This is a genomic window from Galbibacter orientalis DSM 19592, assembly GCF_000260115.1.
GTDB classification, from domain to species: domain Bacteria; phylum Bacteroidota; class Bacteroidia; order Flavobacteriales; family Flavobacteriaceae; genus Galbibacter; species Galbibacter orientalis.
Map to the genome: position 1 here is coordinate 31,293 of NZ_JH651380.1, position 14,236 is coordinate 45,528.

Here is a 14,236-nt window from a genome sequence, read left to right on the forward strand (position 1 = left end):
TATGAAACTTAAAACCCCTTATAAAAATATCTATCAGATACTGGGACAAAACAGATGGATTGTACTAGCTTCTATTATTGGAAGTGTGATAACTTCAGTGGTTTCTATTTTAGTAGTTATCAAACTTCATAAAGAAACATTAAGAAATGCCTTCGTGGTAAGTCAAGAAGGGCAAGTAATTCCTTTAAAGATAGCCAAAGAGCGAACGAATTTAAAAGTAGAAGCGCTGGCACATTTAGCACGTTTTCATCGGTGTTTTTATCAGTTGAGTGCGAGTAATTACAAAGAACAAATAGCAAAAGCACTTTGGCTGGGAGATACCTCAGTGGATGAAGTATACCAGCAAAAGAAAGCGGAAGGCGTATATAACCGTCTGCTGCAATATGCATTGGTACAAAAGGTTACCGAAATACATACCGAAGTGGATTTAGATACGAAGCCTTTTAAATTTCAAACCCAGGTACGCTTTGAAATTAAAAGAGGGACGGTAACCGATCACTATAAGCTGATAACTACAGGAAAGCTTTTGCGAATCGAACGGAATTTTCCCCACAACCCACACGGACTATTAATAACCGAGTTCTATGAAAATAGCTTGCAAAAACTAGCGAATTAAATTTTAGGAATATGGACATGATTAAAGATAAAAAGAAGTTGATTTTCATGGGGTTAGTGCTCTGTGTGCTACTGTTTATAGGAGCTTATGGTATTTTGACTTTTGGCGGAACACAAGAGCCTAGTGTGGGGAAAGCATCGGTTGAAGTTCCAAAACTGAAGGAAACTACACCAGAATTTGAATCACGATTAGAGGCCGTAGACGCTTTAGAGAGAGAAGAGGAGACAGTACCTCCAAGTGTCTATCAGGAAAAGTACCTGGATAGTGCGGGCTATTATGACAAACAGCTATCGGATACAATGAAAAAAAGAATGATCGATAGTGTCTATCAATTAGGTGCTTCGCGATACCAAAAACTACAGCGTTTCCAAAATGCCTACGAAGTATCTGTTGTTAGGGATACACTATCCAAAAGACAAGTGAAATTAACCAAGAAAGCTGTTAAAGCGATGGAAGTGAAAATGAAAGCGATGGCTTTGGAACATCAACTCTTTTTTGCTTCAAATCCAGAAGAAAACGTTGAGCAACATATACGTAATACAGATGAAGAATTATGGGTGCGAGTAGACGGTACGCAAACCGTAAAGCAAGATTATAGATTACGTATGCGGCTATCCAAATCTGCCAAAGTAGATGGAATCACTCTTGAAAAAAATACCTTACTGTATGGTTTTGTAAGTTTTAAACCAAACCGAACTATCTTAAAAATTGAAAACCTTAATGGACGAGCCGTCCAATTTGAAGCGTATGATTTGGATGATGGTAGTAAAGGAATTTACATAGAAAACAGTTTTCAGGAGGATGTACGAAAACAAGTCGTTGGTGATGTGGTAGATGATATCAACCTAGCTGGAGTACCACAAGTAAGTGGTATCAAGCAACTTTTAAGAAGGAGTAACCGACAAGTGAAGGTGACGGTAATAGACAATTATCAATTAATATTAAAACTCAAGCAATGAGACATTCTTTGTTATTTCTTGAGCATATAAAGAGATGATTGTATGGATGTTTCATTTGACATTTGAAAAACATTAAATATAAAGACATGAAAACAATAATTATACTTATAACCTTAATTGTATCAAGTTCTTTACATGCACAAGTTGTATTTGATACATTGTATGCTAATAATAAGAAAAGTGTGGCGCTGTTTTTTCCACAGGCTATCCGTCAAGGAATTACAGGGGCTTCTCATTTTGTGTTTACCTATAATCGGGAGACAAAACAGTATTTCGGGTTATTACAAGCGCAGCGTGGGGAAGCAAGTAATTTGTTAGTTGTTACTGATGATGGGCAGGTGTATTCATATATTTTAAAATATGCAGAACAGCTACCTAAACTAAATTATTTTGTGTCAAGAACAGAAAGTATAGGTACTGAAGTACCGCTTTCTGTAAAATCAAAACCAAAACAGTTAGCATTGGATAGTATGGAGAAAAGTATGGTATACTATAAATCCTTCAGTAAATACTTACTTAAAACCACCCCTAAAAGATTAGCTTCTAAAAAAAGGAATGGAATTAAACTACAGCTTCAGAAAATGGTTTATCATAAATCTGAAACTTATTTAGTTATGGAAGTATCCAATACTTCGGGTATTACTTTTGAAACTAACTTTTTAAAAGTTTACAGTGTCAGCGGGAATAAGAAACGAAAAGCTTCCTATCAAAGGCTTGAAATGAAACCGATATACATTTGTAATTATCCCAATAAGATATGGAATGGTCAGTCACTTAGATTTGTATATGTACTGCCAAAATATGTGCTAGGAGACAAGGAAAAATTATTGGTGGAATTGCAGGAGTTGAATGGGGGTAGGAAGGTGGTTTTAAAATCCTGTCACTTCTAGGTAAATACTTAAATATTTGAGGAAAGTTGTTATTTATAATTTTTGTTATAATTCGAATAAATATAATCATGGATAAGATAATTTAAAGAGAGTCCTTTTTTATGGTTTTAATTGATGTGTTCACTTAAAATGTAGCGGAAAGAATAATATTTGCAATTTCTTTGGGATGTGAAAGAAACACAACATGACTAGCTCCTTTAATCTCAGTAATCTTTGCATACGTGAAAAATACTTGATAAATAATGATAATTTGCAAGTTTTAGAAGTGACTTATGGTTTTCATCAATGCCAAGAAACCGGACTTTGATTCTTTGTGCTTTATTAAACTTCAATTTGTTTTATAGTTGGCGGTAACAGTTTTGTAGCTTAGCATGTGTTTTGTTTAGAAAGGAATTAATGAACCCCGTCAACTTTTCTCCGTTTCCTAAAAATCCGATGATTGCAAAATTTTTTAAGGAAATTGGGCGTGTGGACGAATTGGGTTCTGGAATTAGAAACACCTTTAAGTATTCTAGTATTTATTCTCCTGGTGCCAAACCACAATTTATTGAAGACGATATTTTCAGAACTATTATACCATTAAAATCAAATAGTAATACTACCCAAATAACTACCCAAATAACTACCCAAATAACTACCCAAATTGTAGAGTTACTTCGGCAAGATCCAACCATGAGTAGAAAAAAGTTGGCACTTGCTTTGGAAGATATAACGGAAGATGGGGTCAAATATCATTTGGATAAATTAAAAGAAGAAGGAAAAATCAAACGTGTTGGAGGTACACGGGGGAAATGGGAAATACTGGAGTAAACATGAACTCATTTTATGAAACCTCTTAAATCTAGCATAAACGAAGGTAATATTTACACTCGAATACCAAAACAGAGGTAAAAAATGGTAATATTTACCTTCGTTTAATAGGAATACTCTATATAATAATTTACCACGGTTACCGCCTAATAGAGTTTTAGAGGTCACTAATGTATGGAAAAAGGTTAGGGAACTATAAATACTTCAGTACTGACTTACTTAAAACCAACCCCAAAAGATTAGCGTCTTAAAAAAGGAATGGAATTAAACTACAGCTTCAGAAAACGGTTTATCACAAATCTGAAACTTATTTAGTTATGGAAGTATCCAATACTTCGGGTATTACTTTTGAAACTGATTTTTTAAAAGTTTACAGTGTCAGTGGGAATAAAAAGCGAAAAGCTTCTTACCAAAGACTTGAAATGAAACCGATATACATTTGTAATTATCCCAATAAGATATGGAATGGTCAGTCACTTAGATTTGTATATATACTGCCAAAATATGTACTGGGAGACAAGGAAAGATTATTGGTGGAATTGCAAGAATTGAATGGGGGGAGAAAAGTCAAATTGGTAACTAGACTTTAAAAATTATAGATGGATTAAAAATATTAAACTTCGGCAGTAAATTATTTTTACTGCCGAATCTTAGAACAATGATACACCCGGATTCATTAACAATAAAATGGATAGATGATGTTGCAATAAAACATAAATCCGATCCTATACTAGTCGAAAAAGTAGTACGGGCACTATACTTGTTGGAACATCTTCAAAATAGTAGGCTGGATATTATATATTTAAGGGAGGTACTGTTACTTTCTTCTCCCAAAAGACTATCAATAGATGTGGACGTTATTGTTTCCAATAGACCACAGAAAATCGAGGAAATTTTTAGTGATTTTATTCAAAATTCAGATTTCCTTGAATTTCCGGAAAACGAACGTGAAATAGAATCGGATATAGAAAAGACTCATTATAAATTCTATTACAAACCAGTTACTAACACTAAAGCAGAGGAAGAATATATTTTATTGGATATTCTGTACGAGAAAAGCCATTATGAGGATTAAAAATATGGAACAAAAATTGTACATTTGTTATACTCGAAATACAGAAATTATGGATTTAGAAGCACGAAAATATCATTTTATACAAGAACTGTTCAGTATTGACAGAGAAAGCATTATCGATACTTTGGAGCGTGTTTTAAAGCGTGAAAAAGAAGAGCACCAAGAAATCTCTACGGAACACAAAAAAGAATTAGATAATCGTTTAGAAAGCTATAAAAACAATCCCAATGATGTTTTGGATTGGAAAGATGTAAAGAACGATTGGTAATGAGTTATAAAATTAAGTTACTGCCAATTGTACATACAGATTTACGAAAGGCAAAGAAATGGTATCACGAAAAAAGTGAAACATTAGCCCAAGAATTTAAAATAGAAGTCAATAAAGAAATCGATTATATTGGCGAATATCCAGAACATTATCAACGGAAATATAAAGAGTTACGACAATCTTTGGTAACTCGTTTTCCTTACGCAATTTTCTATTTAGTTGAAGAAGAACAAAAGCAAATCATAGTTTTTGGAGTTTTGCACACACGTAGAAATCCCGAAATAATTAGGGAAAGAATCAAGAAATAAATCCCCACAAAACAAAACCCAGTTTTATCGTTCCTCAAAATCCTCTGTCTTTTGTTTTGTTCCGCGCGTCACCGCATTGTAAGCGAAGCGAAAAGCTTTTTACCAAAGACTTGAAATGAAACCGATATACATTTGTAATTATCCCAATAAGATATGGAATGGTCAGTCACTTAGATTTGTATATGTACTGCCAAAATATGTATTGGGAGACAAAGAAAAATTATTGGTGGAATTACAGGAATTGAATGGGAGCAGGAAGGTGATTTTGTCAACTAGACTTTGAAGATTACACGTTATTACTTGTTTAAAAATATTCAAGGTTCGTCAGTAATTTAATTTTATTGGCGAATCTTGATCTTTTAATCTGCTCACAAGATTCAAAAAAAGACCTGGTTTATCATTCAAAATCAATATTAAACAAATAATATGAAAAAAGTGAAATGTTTTACCTATGTTTTACCTTAGCAGAATTAATGCATAAAAAAAGGGTTTCAAGAAATTGAAACCCTTGTTATTCCTCGTAGCGAGATCGGGAATTGAACCCGAGACCTCCGGGTTATGAACCTATTCAAATAGCTATATGAAACAAACTAAAATATATTAAAAAATATGATTATCAGTTAATTACATATTTTATGGTTTTATTCAAATAGTGTTAAAATCAAATTATTCTGTACTTATTCTGTACTAGTTTTTAAATTGATTATTTATATTTATATAGATTTTTAATGAAAGATTATGGCCAATGTCAAGATTGTTTTAAGGAAGAATATGATGAGAAAGGATGGTAGAATTCCTCTTGCTTTGAGAATTAGTGAAAATTATAAAACCAATTATAAGTGGATTGGTCAATATGTTTTCGAGAAGGATTGGGATAAAAAGGCAGGAAAGGCAAAGAGAAGTCATCCAAATTCACAAAAGCTGAACAATTTTTTAATGAAGAAATTGAGCGAAGTGAATGACATATTTTTTGAATCAAAAGATCAGGTTAGCCCAAAGCAGGTAAAGCAAAAGTTAAAAGGAACCTATGGACAGAAATCCTTTTTTGAACTAGCCGCAGAGCGTATAATGGAAAAATATGAAAGAGGAACATTTTCCGTCGCTAAAGCTGAACTATCTATTCTTTATAACCTCGAGGAATTTTTAAATCTAAAAAGGAATAAGAATAAATCAGCCATTATTAAGTCAATCAATGAGCGCCGCTTGCACCGAATTAGTGAGGCAAGACTTAACAAATATAGCTGGTTAGATGGTGTTGCTTATTTTAGAAATAGTAAGGCTCTAGCGTTCCGGGATATTGATGAAGTTTTCATTAATAAATATAAAACATTTTGTCATTCTTATTTAGGGCAAAAAACCAGAACTATTACTAATCAACTTATTTTAATTAGAACTCTTTTCAATTTAGCTATTAAGGAAGGAATTATTGAGCGAAAATTTTATCCCTTTGCTGGTGATAAGGAGAAAATTAGAATTGGTTCTGGTAATAAAATAGGGCTAAGTACGGAAGAGATCGAGAAAATAGAAAAACTAAAGTTGGAGAAAAATAGTTCTATTTGGCACACTCATAATGTATGGTTATTTTCTTTTTATTTTGCCGGAATTCGTATTTCTGATGTTGTGAAAATAAAATGGTCGGATTTTAAAGATAATCGACTTTATTATATAATGAATAAAAATGAAAAAGCACTCAGCCTTAAAATTCCTGCGAAGGCAAAAAAAATTTTGGAACATTATAAAAAAGAGAAAAAACTTAATAAAGGTTATGTTTTTCCATTCCTTAGAAATACGGATACTAATGATGCTGAACAAATCTATATACGAACGAAAAGTGTCACTAAAGTCTTTAATAAATGCCTAAAACAAATTGCAAAAGAATGTGAGATTGATAAGAACTTATCTAACCACATCGCTAGGCATAGCTTTGGTAATATAGCGGGTGATCGTATTCATCCATTAATGTTACAAAAGCTCTATCGTCATAGTGATTTAAAAACCACTTTGAATTATCAAGCCAATTTTATTCACCGAGATGCGGATGATGCCTTGGATAGTGTTATTAATTTTTGAGACCTAATGAAGTTACAAAGCTGATCATTGACTTTTGCACACCCTGTGCATCACAATTTGGTTATCTTTGTAATGTGAAATTATTAACATTCATATTTGCTCTCTATGTATTGACGCTTAATGCGTTTCCCTGTTCTGATACAGATGCTTTTTGCGATAATTCACAAACAGAGGTAATGGCTACTTATAATTTAGATCATAACCATAGTGCCTCTGAGCTTTGCCCCCCCCTTCTGTACCTGCCATTGCTGTCACGTACATACGGTGGAATTTGCTTCAGTGAATTTTAAACCTATTAATACAGAAATATCATCTAAGGTTTTTCTTCATTTTGAAAGTTTGGGCGAAGAGCCTATTTCATCCCTTTTAGATCCTCCCAGGGTTTAATTCAGCTTTTTTATAGGATAGCTATATCCTTTTTGACAGGTCAAGATTCCTCTGGCCACTTTTTTACATTTCAAAAACTGAATTAAATCTTCAACTTTTATGATTAATAAAATCATCGCTTTTTCCATTCGGAACAAGCTTATCGTTGGACTATTGGTACTTACCCTAATAGGAGTAGGTCTGTATTCAATGTCCACCATTAATTTGGGTGCACAGCCCGACATTACCAATAATCAGGTACAGGTTATCACCCAGTCGCCCAACCTGGCCACTGAAGACATCGAGCAATTTGTAACCTATCCCGTAGAGTTGTCGATGGCCAATCTGCCGGGCGTTAGCGAAATTCGATCCGTTTCTCGTTTTGGGCTTTCGGTGGTGACCATTGTTTTCAAAGAAGATATGGGCACGTACCTGCCCCGTCAATTGGTTGCGGAAAAACTCAATGAGGTCAAGTCCGAGATCCCCGAACAGTTCGGCAGTCCCGGAATGGGACCTATTACTACCGGATTGGGGGAAATCTATCAATACACCTTGAAAGCTGAGGAAGGCTACGAGGACAAATATTCCCCTACCGAACTGCGAACCATACAGGACTGGATCGTAAAACGCCAATTGGCCCTAACGGAAGGTGTTGTGGAAGTCAATGCCTTTGGAGGAAAGATCAAGCAATATGAGATCGCTATCGATCCCGCCAAGCTGAACGCAATGGATGTGACAATGACGGAAGTCTTCGATGCCCTACAAGAAAACAATGTAAATACAGGTGGTGCCTATATTGAAAAAAACAAGATGGCCAATTTTATCCGTGGTGAAGGCCTGGCTCGTTCGTTGGACGATATTAGGCAGATTGTAATCAGAAACGAAAATGGCCTGCCCATTTTGGTAAAAGACGTGGCCGAAAATGTGCATTTTGGAAATCAGGTGCGCTACGGAGCCTTTACCCAAGATGGTCACGAAGCTGTGGGAGGTATGGTGCTGATGCTACGGGGCGACAACCCTAATTCGGTAGTCAATACGGTAAGAGACCGAATACAAGAAGTGCAGAAATCGCTACCGGAAGGACTTAAGATCGTTCCTTTTTTAGATCGAAGTGAGCTTATAGGAAGGACTACGGCCACTATCGAGAAAAACCTGATTGAAGGGGCACTTATCGTCATTTTTGTATTGATGTTGCTCCTCGGTAGTTTCCGTGGAGGCTTGGTTACCGCTTCATTAATTCCGCTTTCCCTGCTGTTTGCCTTTATTTTGATGAAAGCTTTTGGGGTCTGGGCCAACCTGATGTCCCTCGGGGCAATCGACTTCGGGATTATCGTTGACGGGGCCGTTATTATTGTCGAAGGAACGGTTCACGAAATCGAAAAACGCATCAAGGCCGGTAAACAAAATTTCGACCAGCCACAAATGGACGAAGTAGTCTATGATGCGAGTAGTACGGTAATGAATTCGGCCTTCTTTGGACAGATCATCATCCTGATCGTATTTACCCCTATTTTATTCTTGACAGGGATTGAAGGAAAAATGTTCCGCCCGATGGCTTTTACCTTCGGATTTGCCGTACTCGGTGCCATTATCCTTTGCCTAACCTATGTGCCGATGATTACCTCGCTTACAATGAAACCGGTTACAAAAAAGAAGAACTGGTTCCATAAAGTAGAGGATAAAATTTCTGTTTTCAGCAATGGAATGATGAACCGAATAAATAATGGCTATCAGCCGGTGATCTTAAAATCTTTGAACCATCGTATTATCGTATTGGTGATAGCGGTATTATTACTTGTGGGTGCCGGATTTACTTTCAGTAAAATGGGTGGAGAATTTATCCCTAGTATTGATGAAGGCGATGGTGTTCTAAGCCTTTTAAAGTAGCTGTATATGGAACTCTCACCGAGTGTTTCATTGCTCTAAAAGAACATAGGGATCTAGTGTGTGGTGGAACTGCGATCGTATAGCTGTCTGATAAAGTGATTGTTTTGGTAGAACTATTTCCATATTCCAAGGTAGTTGAATTACCTGTGGTAACCGTGAATGAGGTATTTGCTTCAATAACTTTGAATAAGCTAAACCCTGCACTAACATTTGCTGTGTATTGATAAGATACACTAGAAGATTCTTTAAAATTATATTGATCCTGTTGCGTTTCCGTAAAAGTAATGGTTCTTGAGCCTGTATTATCACTTGGGTTTTCGATTGATTTTTGAGAAAGTACAGTTGGTTCAGATGAAACAATTTGTGCATTGTCAATATCCATATCCATATCAAGTATAGTGAATTCATCGTCTGGTATGATATTAAATTTTTGATAGAACGTATTATTATCTTTAGAAAGCGTGACATTTCCCTGACTATTTGTGATTACCCCATAATAAATATCCCAAAAGCTTCCTGAAGATCCTTGGAAAATAATGTCTCGATTTTCAATTTTGTAACCTTTTCCGTTGCTACTGATAAAATCCCACGAAAACCCAAAGTAACTGCTAGGATTAGCGCTAGAAGAAGTATAGAGTACCTTAGTGTCAGGATCGCTTGCGTAGGCACCAATGCCAATTGGTTTATTCTCTTGATAAGAATACAATAGGTACTGGATCCCACTAGATGCAGGCAAAAATTCAAGATAAAATAACTGTGCAGGAGATGAATCAGAGTTAGGTTCAAAAGTTATTTCAGCACCGGGACCGTGAGTTTGTAACGAATTTTTTCCAAGATAACTATCTTGTGTTCTAAGAAAAAACTTCACTCCATCTAATTGATATAACTCATCCCAAGTGCTACTGGCAACCATTGCCTGAGAATTTTCAGCAATTTTCGGGAAGTCTTCTTCATTAAGCGGGATGATACTATCAACTACTTGAATTTGAGAATTTAATTCTTGTTGAGTATTGATTTCAGTAGACATTTTTTCATTTGATTCAATGTCTTCAGTTGGGTCTTCGGTAGTACACGAAATGCTTATTAAAAATAAGCATAAAAAAACTAATTGTAATTTGTTTTTCATAATATTGGTTTTTATTTATTCTTTGAGTCTGTTAATTCGGATTTCGCGTCTTAGGGAATCCATATAGGGCTGAATATTTTCTTCAATTTTGAATATTTCCATTTTTTTAATTGTATCATTAATAAAAATAAATTGAGTAGTGACCACGACATTTTTGAGCTTTTCTACATAGAAAAGTTTTTCATTGGGAATATTATCTAAAGTTTCTATGGTCTTACAGGTAGGCTCACCATAAGTAGTAATAAAATCCTCTTTGCTATACGTTAAGGTTTCAATATCATTAAATTTACTGGTAGCAGGATAGTTATGTCCGTATTCCAAGGCTTTGCAGGAAGTAAGACAACATATCAAGATTATTATCAATTGATGGCTATACTTATTGGTGAAATTTTTATTCATTTTAGATAACACTTTTAATGTCCCTAATAGGGGAAGTTTATATTTGTAAGCAATTTATTACATCACCTATCCATATAAAACTTAATAGCCACGGGCTTACTGTGGTTTTTCCACGTTTTTGTTTTTTAATTACGTGGGTATACCACGTAAAATATGTGGCAAATCCAAATCATTTCGAGTAAGGTGTTTCTAATTTTGAACTAAAAAAGTTGGGAGGTTCCTATTATATAATAAATAGCGATGATATAACATCACAAAACCTTTGTGAGAGATTTAAAGAATTTCCTGAATTTATATGCTTAGGGATAACTAATGACTACGAAAAGGGGATGAATTTTATATTGAAGTTTGCCCCTGAAGTTGTATTTATTGACCTAGATTCTTATCCTAAGAAAGAGATTGGAGACGTGTTTTCTTATTGCAAAGAAATCAATGAATATATTTTTAGCAGACCTAAATATATCGCTTTATCCAAGGATATATCTAAGGCATATCAAGCTTTAAAAGGTAAATTCTATGATTATATTCTTAAGCCAGGGAAAGAACTTGAAATTCGTAAAATTATCCTTCAGTTGCTAAAGAGTGAACAATATGCATTAAACGATACCTTATGCCTAAAATCCTATAAAGATTATACGCTTTTAAAAGTAGAAGAAATACTTTTCTTAAAAGCCGATAATAACGCTACAGATTTTGTAATGATAGAGGGAAAAACAATCAGTGCTTTTAAAACTTTAAAATCCTTTGAAAAAATATTACCCGATAGTTTTGTTAGAATTCACCATAGCTATATCATCAACAAAAAACATATCTCCAGAATCAATTTTGGAAAGTTGAAATGTTTTTTAGATCATAATAAAATTAGCCTACCTTTTTCAAGATCTTACCGGCATAACCTTCAGACTATTGAAGAATTGTTGGAACAAAAGGCTATTTCTTTTAATTGAACTTCAGGATTTTTATAAATCTTCAATTGCTCATACATACTTATCAACACCTCACAGAAATTATCATTCTACTAAACGGTGAGGTATATAATATTTTTACTTGATTCTTTGAAGTAATTTTCTCTTGGTTTAAGAAAGAAGCTTCTTAAGAAACTGGTCAATCTATCCGGTTTCGATCACGCGTGATTAAACACTAAGCCATTCCGCGGTCTTTAGGGTCGCAAAACTATTGTTTAATCATAAACCATCAAACTATGAAAACTTTCAAAAACCTATTATGTGTTACTTTTTTAATCTTGATAGCTTATTCCTGTGAGCCGGAAGAATTACCCGATAATTCGATAAGTGAAAACCAAAAAATTACTGCTAGTACAGGAGATCAAGATGATGAAGTCGTAGAGAGAAAAGAAAACGATGGAGACTAATCTTAAAAGTTAGATTTCTTGTGAAGACCTTGTGATGAGCAAGGTCTTCTATTATTTTTTGTAAATTTACCATTTTCTTATCTCTAGAGGTTTATTTGTGAAATCCTATCTTGTCATATTAGCTGTTGTTCTCCTGGGCTTTTTTTCGTCTTGTACCAAGAAGGATGATAAGAATGAAACTATTTTAGTAAAAAAAAATCCTCTATCAAAAACTGAAAATACAGAAAGTCGCCCTGATCAAAAAAACGACTTGAATAAGGCCTATCAAACAGCTATTAGAGAAGATAAGGATAGCTTAAAAAATAAAATGTTTCTTGACCTATCGTTTCGCTATCTAAAGTCAAAAGATTCGATAATGTTTCTAAAAGTTAATAAACAAGCTAGGGATATAGCTATTTCTTTAAAAGATTCTATAGGCACTGCCGGAACCTATTGGGATTTGGCACAATTTTACCATACCAATAATAGAGAAGATAGTGCTTATTATTATTACGATAAAGCTCATAAAATATACGAAGGTTTAGATGATGATCTCAATTCTGGAAGCCTGTTATTAAATATGGCGATTATACAGAAAAATATTAGGGACTATACAGGTAGTGAGGTTACTACTACCAATGCGATTACGCTTTTAAAGCCTTTAGATAAATTTAAATTATTATACCAAGCCAATAATAATCTTGGAATCGTATCAAATGAACTGGAAGAATATGATAAAGCTATTTTTTATTATGAAAAAGGTATAGAGTATATTCAAAAGTCTAGAGCTAACCGGTACCTGCCCTCCATATGGAATAATTTAGGCCTTGTGTATCATAATCAAGGCAATTATACCAAAGCAATTGAATATTTTAGAAAAGCGTTGAGCTTTGATGAAAATATAGAAAATTCAGACCCTAAATTATATGCAATGCTCATTGATAATGAAGCTAATGCAAAACTTCATTTAGGGGATACGATGGGAATTTATAAACAATTTGTAAAGGCTTTACAGATAAGGAAAGATATTGATTTACAGGCCGGAATTAGTGTCAACCAGTTACATTTAGCTGATTATTTTTTACAAAGGGGAGATACGGCCAAAGCCATTAATTATGCCCTAGCAGCAAAAAAAGTTGCGAGGAATAGTCAAAATACCAGGGATCTACTCGCTTCATTGAGCTTTCTTTCCTTGGTAGTAAAAGATAGTGCATTAGTTTATACTAAACGCTATATAGCGATTAACGATAGCCTCCAAAAAAGGGAAAGGGCAGTAAGAAATAAATTTGCAAGAATACGTTTCGAGACCAATGAATATATTTCGGAGACAGAAAGACTGAATAAACAAATGATCAGAATATCAATTATATCTTTAACGGTTTTTCTTATTTTTGTACTGTTATATATCATTAATGATCAGCGATCAAAAAATAAGCTGATTTCGCAAAAACAAAAAGCCGGCCAGGAGATATATAATTTGGTATTATCGCAGCAAAAAATAATTGAAGAAGAACGCGAAAGAGAAAAGCAGCGTATATCGAGGGAATTACACGATGGAATTCTGGGAAGTTTATTTGGATTGAGGATAAGCCTTGATTCTTTAAATGACGATGATGATAAGGAAAGCAAGCAAAAAAGAGTGGAATATATTCGTGAAATTCAAAAAATTGCTGAAGAAATAAGGTTGATTTCCCATCAACTTAATAAAGATTCGCAAATTGATGTAGACTTTACATTATTGTTGGAACAATTTTTAAGTAAGCAACCAGAGGGAATCAATGTCCAGTTAAAAATTCCCCATCCAATTGATTGGGAATCTATTGAGGATAATATAAAAATAAATAGTTACCGAATCATACAGGAAGCCATTGCCAATACGATTAGGCATTCGCAGGCAACAAAGGTAGAAGTAGGTATCAATAAATTAAAAAACAGACTGATTATTGAAATAAGAGATAATGGAAAAGGCTTTGATCCTGATCATTCTTCGGTTGGGATAGGCCTTAAAAATATGAAAAACCGAAGCCGAACTATGAAAGGTAAATTATCGATTACCACCAGTTCTGAAGGTACTTTAATAAAGCTTGTAGTAAAAATATAGAAACACAGTG

Annotated in this window: 14 protein-coding genes and 3 pseudogenes; 15 read left to right on the forward strand and 2 right to left on the reverse strand. The window is 34.2% G+C overall.

Annotated elements, in window-relative coordinates; all coding sequences use genetic code 11:
* Position 1 precedes the first annotated feature (1 nt).
* The 12 genes and pseudogenes from JOOMADRAFT_RS17380 to JOOMADRAFT_RS17425 all read left to right on the forward strand — a co-directional run.
* Positions 2 to 616 (forward strand): conjugal transfer protein TraK, encoded by a 615-nt coding sequence (locus tag JOOMADRAFT_RS17380; protein WP_008615730.1) that lies wholly within the window; start codon positions 2 to 4, stop codon positions 614 to 616.
* Between the two features lie 11 nt (positions 617 to 627).
* Positions 628 to 1,575: a conjugative transposon protein TraM gene (gene traM, locus JOOMADRAFT_RS17385; RefSeq protein WP_008615731.1), complete on the forward strand. Its 948-nt coding sequence runs from the start codon at positions 628 to 630 to the stop codon at positions 1,573 to 1,575.
* Positions 1,576 to 1,661: 86 nt separating this feature from the next.
* Positions 1,662 to 2,465: a DUF4138 domain-containing protein gene (locus JOOMADRAFT_RS17390; protein ID WP_008615732.1), complete on the forward strand. Its 804-nt coding sequence runs from the start codon at positions 1,662 to 1,664 to the stop codon at positions 2,463 to 2,465.
* Between the two features lie 396 nt (positions 2,466 to 2,861).
* On the forward strand, positions 2,862 to 3,275 hold the full coding sequence (locus tag JOOMADRAFT_RS17395; protein WP_040880253.1) for a hypothetical protein: 414 nt from the start codon (positions 2,862 to 2,864) through the stop codon (positions 3,273 to 3,275).
* 194 nt (positions 3,276 to 3,469) lie between these two features.
* A pseudogene (locus tag JOOMADRAFT_RS17400) lies at positions 3,470 to 3,865 on the forward strand (DUF4138 domain-containing protein); the annotation flags it as partial.
* Between the two features lie 68 nt (positions 3,866 to 3,933).
* Entirely contained in the window at positions 3,934 to 4,350 is a 417-nt protein-coding gene (locus JOOMADRAFT_RS17405; protein WP_008615733.1) for a hypothetical protein, read from the forward strand.
* Between the two features lie 4 nt (positions 4,351 to 4,354).
* Positions 4,355 to 4,618 (forward strand): addiction module protein, encoded by a 264-nt coding sequence (locus tag JOOMADRAFT_RS17410; RefSeq protein ID WP_245547716.1) that lies wholly within the window; start codon positions 4,355 to 4,357, stop codon positions 4,616 to 4,618.
* On the forward strand, positions 4,618 to 4,926 hold the full coding sequence (locus JOOMADRAFT_RS17415; protein ID WP_008615735.1) for a type II toxin-antitoxin system RelE/ParE family toxin: 309 nt from the start codon (positions 4,618 to 4,620) through the stop codon (positions 4,924 to 4,926). Before JOOMADRAFT_RS17410 ends, JOOMADRAFT_RS17415 begins: the two co-directional genes overlap by 1 nt.
* Before the next feature lie 85 nt (positions 4,927 to 5,011).
* A pseudogene (locus JOOMADRAFT_RS20005) lies at positions 5,012 to 5,209 on the forward strand (DUF4138 domain-containing protein); the annotation flags it as partial.
* A gap of 455 nt (positions 5,210 to 5,664) precedes the next feature.
* Complete coding sequence (locus tag JOOMADRAFT_RS17420) at positions 5,665 to 6,996, forward strand: tyrosine-type recombinase/integrase (protein WP_008615736.1); 1,332 nt, start codon at positions 5,665 to 5,667, stop codon at positions 6,994 to 6,996.
* A 207-nt stretch (positions 6,997 to 7,203) separates the two neighbouring features.
* On the forward strand, positions 7,204 to 7,383 hold the full coding sequence (locus JOOMADRAFT_RS20775; protein ID WP_394359004.1) for a DUF6660 family protein: 180 nt from the start codon (positions 7,204 to 7,206) through the stop codon (positions 7,381 to 7,383).
* 99 nt (positions 7,384 to 7,482) lie between these two features.
* Positions 7,483 to 9,225 (forward strand): annotated as a pseudogene (locus tag JOOMADRAFT_RS17425) (efflux RND transporter permease subunit); the annotation flags it as partial.
* Here the strand turns inward: JOOMADRAFT_RS17425 and JOOMADRAFT_RS17430 are convergent.
* Entirely contained in the window at positions 9,206 to 10,375 is a 1,170-nt protein-coding gene (locus tag JOOMADRAFT_RS17430) for a hypothetical protein (RefSeq protein WP_008615739.1), read from the reverse strand. The pseudogene JOOMADRAFT_RS17425 and the gene JOOMADRAFT_RS17430 sit on opposite strands and share 20 nt — an antisense overlap.
* Before the next feature lie 15 nt (positions 10,376 to 10,390).
* Positions 10,391 to 10,774, reverse strand: coding sequence for a hypothetical protein (locus JOOMADRAFT_RS17435; protein WP_008615741.1), 384 nt, complete (start codon positions 10,772 to 10,774; stop codon positions 10,391 to 10,393).
* A gap of 329 nt (positions 10,775 to 11,103) precedes the next feature.
* On the opposite strand from JOOMADRAFT_RS17435, the gene JOOMADRAFT_RS17440 reads away from it, so the two are divergent.
* The 3 genes from JOOMADRAFT_RS17440 to JOOMADRAFT_RS17445 all read left to right on the forward strand — a co-directional run bounded on the left by JOOMADRAFT_RS17440 (position 11,104) and on the right by JOOMADRAFT_RS17445 (position 14,226).
* The gene (locus JOOMADRAFT_RS17440; protein ID WP_228250550.1) at positions 11,104 to 11,721 is read left to right on the forward strand and encodes a LytR/AlgR family response regulator transcription factor; all 618 of its coding nucleotides are present in this window, start codon (positions 11,104 to 11,106) and stop codon (positions 11,719 to 11,721) included.
* A 254-nt stretch (positions 11,722 to 11,975) separates the two neighbouring features.
* Positions 11,976 to 12,146: a hypothetical protein gene (locus JOOMADRAFT_RS20230; protein ID WP_008615745.1), complete on the forward strand. Its 171-nt coding sequence runs from the start codon at positions 11,976 to 11,978 to the stop codon at positions 12,144 to 12,146.
* 97 nt (positions 12,147 to 12,243) lie between these two features.
* Positions 12,244 to 14,226 (forward strand): tetratricopeptide repeat-containing sensor histidine kinase, encoded by a 1,983-nt coding sequence (locus JOOMADRAFT_RS17445; RefSeq protein WP_008615746.1) that lies wholly within the window; start codon positions 12,244 to 12,246, stop codon positions 14,224 to 14,226.
* Positions 14,227 to 14,236 lie beyond the last annotated feature (10 nt).

Bases quoted from the DNA above. Each gene is read 5' to 3' on its own strand.
- JOOMADRAFT_RS17380 (WP_008615730.1), top strand. From the start codon at position 2: ATGAAACTTAAAACCCCTTATAAAAATATCTATCAGATACTGGGACAA.
- traM (WP_008615731.1), top strand. From the start codon at position 628: ATGGACATGATTAAAGATAAAAAGAAGTTGATTTTCATGGGGTTAGTG.
- JOOMADRAFT_RS17390 (WP_008615732.1), top strand. From the start codon at position 1,662: ATGAAAACAATAATTATACTTATAACCTTAATTGTATCAAGTTCTTTA.
- JOOMADRAFT_RS17395 (WP_040880253.1), top strand. From the start codon at position 2,862: ATGAACCCCGTCAACTTTTCTCCGTTTCCTAAAAATCCGATGATTGCA.
- JOOMADRAFT_RS17405 (WP_008615733.1), top strand. From the start codon at position 3,934: ATGATACACCCGGATTCATTAACAATAAAATGGATAGATGATGTTGCA.
- JOOMADRAFT_RS17410 (WP_245547716.1), top strand. From the start codon at position 4,355: ATGGAACAAAAATTGTACATTTGTTATACTCGAAATACAGAAATTATG.
- JOOMADRAFT_RS17415 (WP_008615735.1), top strand. From the start codon at position 4,618: ATGAGTTATAAAATTAAGTTACTGCCAATTGTACATACAGATTTACGA.
- JOOMADRAFT_RS17420 (WP_008615736.1), top strand. From the start codon at position 5,665: ATGGCCAATGTCAAGATTGTTTTAAGGAAGAATATGATGAGAAAGGAT.
- JOOMADRAFT_RS17430 (WP_008615739.1), bottom strand. From the start codon at position 10,375: ATGAAAAACAAATTACAATTAGTTTTTTTATGCTTATTTTTAATAAGC.
- JOOMADRAFT_RS17435 (WP_008615741.1), bottom strand. From the start codon at position 10,774: ATGAATAAAAATTTCACCAATAAGTATAGCCATCAATTGATAATAATC.
- JOOMADRAFT_RS17440 (WP_228250550.1), top strand. From the start codon at position 11,104: ATGAATTTTATATTGAAGTTTGCCCCTGAAGTTGTATTTATTGACCTA.
- JOOMADRAFT_RS20230 (WP_008615745.1), top strand. From the start codon at position 11,976: ATGAAAACTTTCAAAAACCTATTATGTGTTACTTTTTTAATCTTGATA.